Annotated in this window: 4 protein-coding genes; all 4 read right to left on the reverse strand. The window is 75.1% G+C overall.

Annotation, left to right across the window (positions count from 1 at the left end):
* Window positions 1-712: 712 nt before the first annotated feature.
* From DEF28_RS25560 to DEF28_RS25575, 4 genes are read right to left on the reverse strand one after another with little or no spacing between them, the layout of a single operon-like run.
* Window positions 713-1,696 carry an aldo/keto reductase gene (locus tag DEF28_RS25560; RefSeq protein WP_114400726.1) on the reverse strand — a complete coding sequence of 328 codons (984 nt, stop codon included), beginning with the start codon at window positions 1,694-1,696 and terminating at the stop codon, window positions 713-715.
* Window positions 1,696-2,136 carry a MerR family transcriptional regulator gene (locus DEF28_RS25565; protein ID WP_114400725.1) on the reverse strand — a complete coding sequence of 147 codons (441 nt, stop codon included), beginning with the start codon at window positions 2,134-2,136 and terminating at the stop codon, window positions 1,696-1,698. Before DEF28_RS25565 ends, DEF28_RS25560 begins: the two co-directional genes overlap by 1 nt.
* Before the next feature lie 35 nt (window positions 2,137-2,171).
* On the reverse strand, window positions 2,172-2,819 hold the full coding sequence (locus DEF28_RS25570; protein WP_114400724.1) for a TetR family transcriptional regulator: 648 nt from the start codon (window positions 2,817-2,819) through the stop codon (window positions 2,172-2,174).
* A 12-nt stretch (window positions 2,820-2,831) separates the two neighbouring features.
* The gene (locus DEF28_RS25575) at window positions 2,832-3,926 is read right to left on the reverse strand and encodes an acyltransferase (protein ID WP_233515539.1); all 1,095 of its coding nucleotides are present in this window, start codon (window positions 3,924-3,926) and stop codon (window positions 2,832-2,834) included.
* Between the last annotated feature and the right edge of the window lie 750 nt (window positions 3,927-4,676).

Genomic DNA, 4,676 nt, shown 5'->3' on the forward strand with positions numbered 1-4,676 from the left:
GGCATGGGCGGCGCCGACCGCGGCTCCGCTCGTGGGAGGGGGCGCGCTGCTGGCGGTGCCGGGCCGGGGTCGCACCGGCCGGATGGGCGACGCCGTGGCCGTGATCCGGACCGGGCAGGACCGGGTGGTCCTCCGCTCCGGCCTTCCGGGCGTGCTGGTGGTGCGGGGCGGGCCGGGCACCGGCAAGGCCGCCGCGGCGCCGCACCGCGCCGCCTACCTGCGCTACACACCGCGGCACACTCGCCCGCAGGGGCGTCCTGGTCGCGGGGCCCAGCGCCGCCTTCCGCCGATACCTCAGCCGGGTGCGGCCGTCACCCGGCTCAGGTATCGGCATCGTCCTCGCCACCGGGGGTGGAACCCGTTCCCGGGCACCCCGCCCCCGCCGACGGCCGTGAGGCCGCGGCCGGCAAGGGCGGCCAGCGGAGGGCCCGGCTGCTCGCGGCCGCGGTACGCGTCCGGCAGCGGCTCCCGGACGGGGACCGGTGGTCGAGGTCGACGGAATGGCGCTGCGGGCGGGCCGGGAGGCGCGCCTGCGGGCCCGCGGCGCGGGCACCCGGCGCCCGCACAACGCCGCCCCGGCTGCCCCGGCCGCGCCGGCACCCGGCCGGAGGCCCGGGCGACCGCGGTGGGGGCCGGGCGGGGGTCTGCGGGTCGCGCCGCCCGCTCCCGGACACCGCGGTCCGGGAGCGGGCGGCGCCCAAAGCGTCCCGTGCTAGCGCGCCTCGTCCAGCCGGTGGCGCTGGTCGGGGGTGAGGGTCAGGTCCACCGACGCCAGGACCTCGTCCAGCTGGGCGGTCGAGCTGACGCCGACCAGCGGGATCACCGGCGGGTCGCCGTCCAGCAGCCAGGAGAGCACCACCTGGTTCGGCGTCGCGTCCGCCTCCTTGGCGACGTCGCGCAGCGCGGCGAGGCGGCGGCCCGTGCCGGGGTGGTCGTAGGGCTCGGAGAGCGTCTTCGCCGGATTGCTGTAGGCGCCGGCGAGCAGCGCGGTGTAGACCACGAGGGCGGGCCCGCCGCCGGCGGCGTTCTCGCTCCGCACGTAGTCGAGCAGCTCCGGGCCGGCGTGTACGTGGCCCTTCTCGGGGAAGGGCACGTCCACCCGCGGCTGGAGGTAGCTGTAGCGGTACTGCAGCACCTCGTAGCCCGGCCGGCCGCGCGCCGCGCTCAGCGCACGGGCGCGCTCCAGGCGCCACACGGCGTGGTTGCTCGCGCCGAGCAGGCCCACGCGGCCGCCGGCCACCTCGTCGGCGAGCGCGCCCAGCGTCTCCTCCAGCGGGACGGAGCGGTCCTCGATGTGCGTGTACAGCACGTCGAGCCGCTCCATGCCCAGGCGCTCGCGGCTGCGCTCGGCGGCCGAGCGCACGGCGTCGGCCGACAGGCCCTCGGCGTCCTCCAGGCCGCCGCCCGGCGTGCGCGGCAGCGCGCCCAGTTTGGTGGCGATGGTGACCTCGTCGCCGACTCCGCGGTCGGCGCGCCAGCGGCCGAGCACCGTCTCGCTCTCGCCGCCCTGGAACCCCGGCACCCAGAACGCGTAGTTGTTGGCCGTGTCGACGAAGCTGCCGCCGGCCGCCACGAAGCGGTCCAGGATCGCGAAGGATGTCTCCTCGTCGACGGTGCTGCCGAACGGAAGCGCTCCCAGGCAGATGGCGCTGACCCGGCGGGCAGCAGATCCGGTCCCGATGGTGCGGTAACGCATCAGTTCACCTCTTCCATGACGGTCTCCAGGGCGGTGTCGTCTCTTCCCATGGCCGCGGCGGAGGGCGCTCCGTCGGCCGCGAGCACTGACCGGTAGTAGTCGATCTTGTGGAGGATGGCGCGCTCCCGCTCCCGCAGCTCCTCGATGCGCCGCGCCAGCCGGTCCGCGTGCGCGTGCAGCACGTCGAGCCGGCGCGGGATCGTGTGGTCGCCCTCCCGCACGAGTTCGGCGAACTCGCGCAGCCGCGCGATGGGCATGTCGGTGTCGCGCAGGCAGCGCACCAGGTCGAGCAGTTCGACGTCGGACGCCCGGTACCGGCGGTGGCCGGTCGCGGCGCGCTCGACCTCCGTCAGCAGCCCCGCGCGCTCGTAGTAGCGCAGGGTGTCGAGGCTGACTCCGAACCTGGCCGAGACCTCACCGGGGGTGTAGTACTCGCTCATGGACCCACAGCCTGCTACCTGGAGTGCGCTCCAGGTCAAGTCCCCGGCGGCGCTCCGGTGACGGCGCCGACAACGGCGCAGGTCAGGTCCTCGACCACGGTGGCGCGGTCCACCTCCGGGTGCTCCAGCCACCACTCCCCCGCCGCCTGCACCATGCCGATCACCGCGTGCGCCGTGATCCTGGCGCGGACGGGCCCGCCGGCGCGGCCCTCCGCGGTCAGCAGGTCGGCCAGCTCCTCGCCGAGCCGGCGCACCATCAGGCCGAGGTCGCCGCGGGTGCGCGGGTCCTCGGCCGTGGCGCGGTGGACGAGGAAGCGGTACAGGTTGAGGTTGCGCTGCACCATGCCCAGGTAGGCGTCGACGGCGGCGCGGGCCCGTCCGCGCAGGTCGGCGGGGCCGTGGAACTCCGCGCGCACCCGCGCCATGAGGGCATCGACGTGGCGTTCGGCCAGGGCGCGGTACAGGCCGCTCTTGTCGCCGAAGTGGCGGTAGAGGATCGGCTTGCTGATTCCCGCCGCGGCGGCGATGGCCGACATCGGGGCGTCCGGGCCGTCGCGCCGGATGACCTGGTCAGCGGCGGCCAGGATGGCGCGGCGGCGGTGCGGGTCGCGCCCGCGGCCGCTGGCCGCGGCCGTGCGCGGCGCCGGACCGGAGGCGTCGGATCGCGTCACAGCGGTGCTCACCCCGTCACAGTGTCACACCGTGGCGCGCAGCAGCGGAATCCTCCGGATGACGGCGGTGGCGGCCAGGCTGACGAGGAGCACGACGACGATGTGCCCCGCGGCGGTGGCGGTCATGGCGAGCGGGTGGTCGGGGAGGCCGGTGAGGTCGCGCAGCTGGTACAGCACCATCACGTGCACGAGGAAGACCCCGAAGCTGAGCTCGGAGAGCGTCCGCAGCCATCGGCGCGCGGGCTCGGCCTCCCCCTCGGCGGCGGTGCGGGCCGACCAGCGGGTGCCGAGGGCGCGGAACAGCAGGAACGCGGTGACCGACATGACGAGGACGGTCGGCGACAGGTAGTCGTAGACGTAGTTGGCGGCCGAGCCCCAGCCGCCGGTGGCCGCGCCGACGAGGCCGGCGGCCAGGGCGGTGACGGCGACGCTGCCGGCGAACAGCCCGCCGGACGCCCACGTCTGGCGCCGGGTGAGGTCGGTCTCGCGGAGCAGGTAGCCCATGACGTAGTAGCCGACGAAGGGGAGGAAGCGGGTGACGGCATTGGGCTCGCCGGCGCCGTCGAACGCGGTGACGGCCTGGTCCACGATCCCGAGCGCGGACATCACGATCGCGAAGCCCCAGAGCGTGCGGGTGCCCGCGTGGCGGGTGAGGATCCGCAGGAACGGGGTGAGCACGTACAGGCCGGCGAGGACGAAGAGGAAGTACAGGTGCAGCGCGGGATTGCCCGAGAGCACCTGGCTGACGGCCTGCTGGAGGCCGATGTCGCTGCGGTACAGCGCCTCCCACGCGAGGTAGACGACCGTCCAGACGAGCAGCGGCGTGCCGATGCGGGAGAACCGGCGGCGGTAGAACATCCGCAGCCCCTCGGGGCGGGGCGCCAGCAGCAGGGCCCCGCTGAGCATGATGAAGACCGGGACGCACCATCGCAGGGCGGAGTCGACGGCGTTCGCCGTCCACCAGGTCGCCGTGCCGAAGTCGGTGTAGCGGGTGGTGACGACCGGCGCGAAGGCGTGCACCGCGATGACGGTGCACATGGCCGCGACGCGGGTGAGGTCCAGCCACGCGGTGCGTCCCGGCGCCGATGTCCGGGTGGCCGGGGCGCTCCGCCGCGCCACTTCTGGTTCCGCGGGGCCGCCCGTGTCCGGCCGGTGGGCGGTCGCTGTGGAATCCGAAGTGATGGCAGCCATACCGGGGTTCCTCAGTCCAATCGACGACGGCTGAACTCCCCAATTGATATCATGTCGTTATTGTGCTCTCAATAAATCCCCAGGAAACTCCGCCTTGCCTCCGGGATACCCCTGCGTGACACTCGGATCACCGTCCGAGGTCGCGGCGCGGTGGAGCACCCCCGGCGGACAGTGGCCGGATCCGGCCACCGGTACCCGCTCCCGGCTCACCAGCGCCCCGGCCGCCGCACCGCCAGCCGGGCCACCGCGGCCGACGGCGGGCCGCGGATCCCACCGGCTCCCCGAGGAACGCTCCTTCCCGCAGCAGCGGTTCTTCCCGGTCAGGACGATCCTGCACCTCCCCGCGTCAACACACCGTCAAGTGCCGCTTCCCTCGGCCGCCATCAGCGGCTCCCCGGCGGCATTCCCGCATCGCGAACCGCTCCCGCGGCGCCGCCACCAACGAGCGCCCCGGCACGGCTCGTACCGCCCGCCCCGCTCGGAGCCCCGCCCGCGTAACGGCGAACGAGTCCGCGCGTTCCGCGCGGCGGAGCCGGCTCACGGATCCGGCGCGGCCCGGCCCGCGCCCGCGCCCTCGCCCCCGGCAGGGCTCCGTGGGACTGCGGTGGCGGGCGGTACGAGCCGTGCCGGGGCGCTCGTTGGGGGCGGCGCCGCGGGAGCGGTTCGCGATGCGGGAAT

The sequence above is a fragment of the Marinitenerispora sediminis genome, assembly GCF_003336425.1.
GTDB lineage: Bacteria > Actinomycetota > Actinomycetes > Streptosporangiales > Streptosporangiaceae > Marinitenerispora > Marinitenerispora sediminis.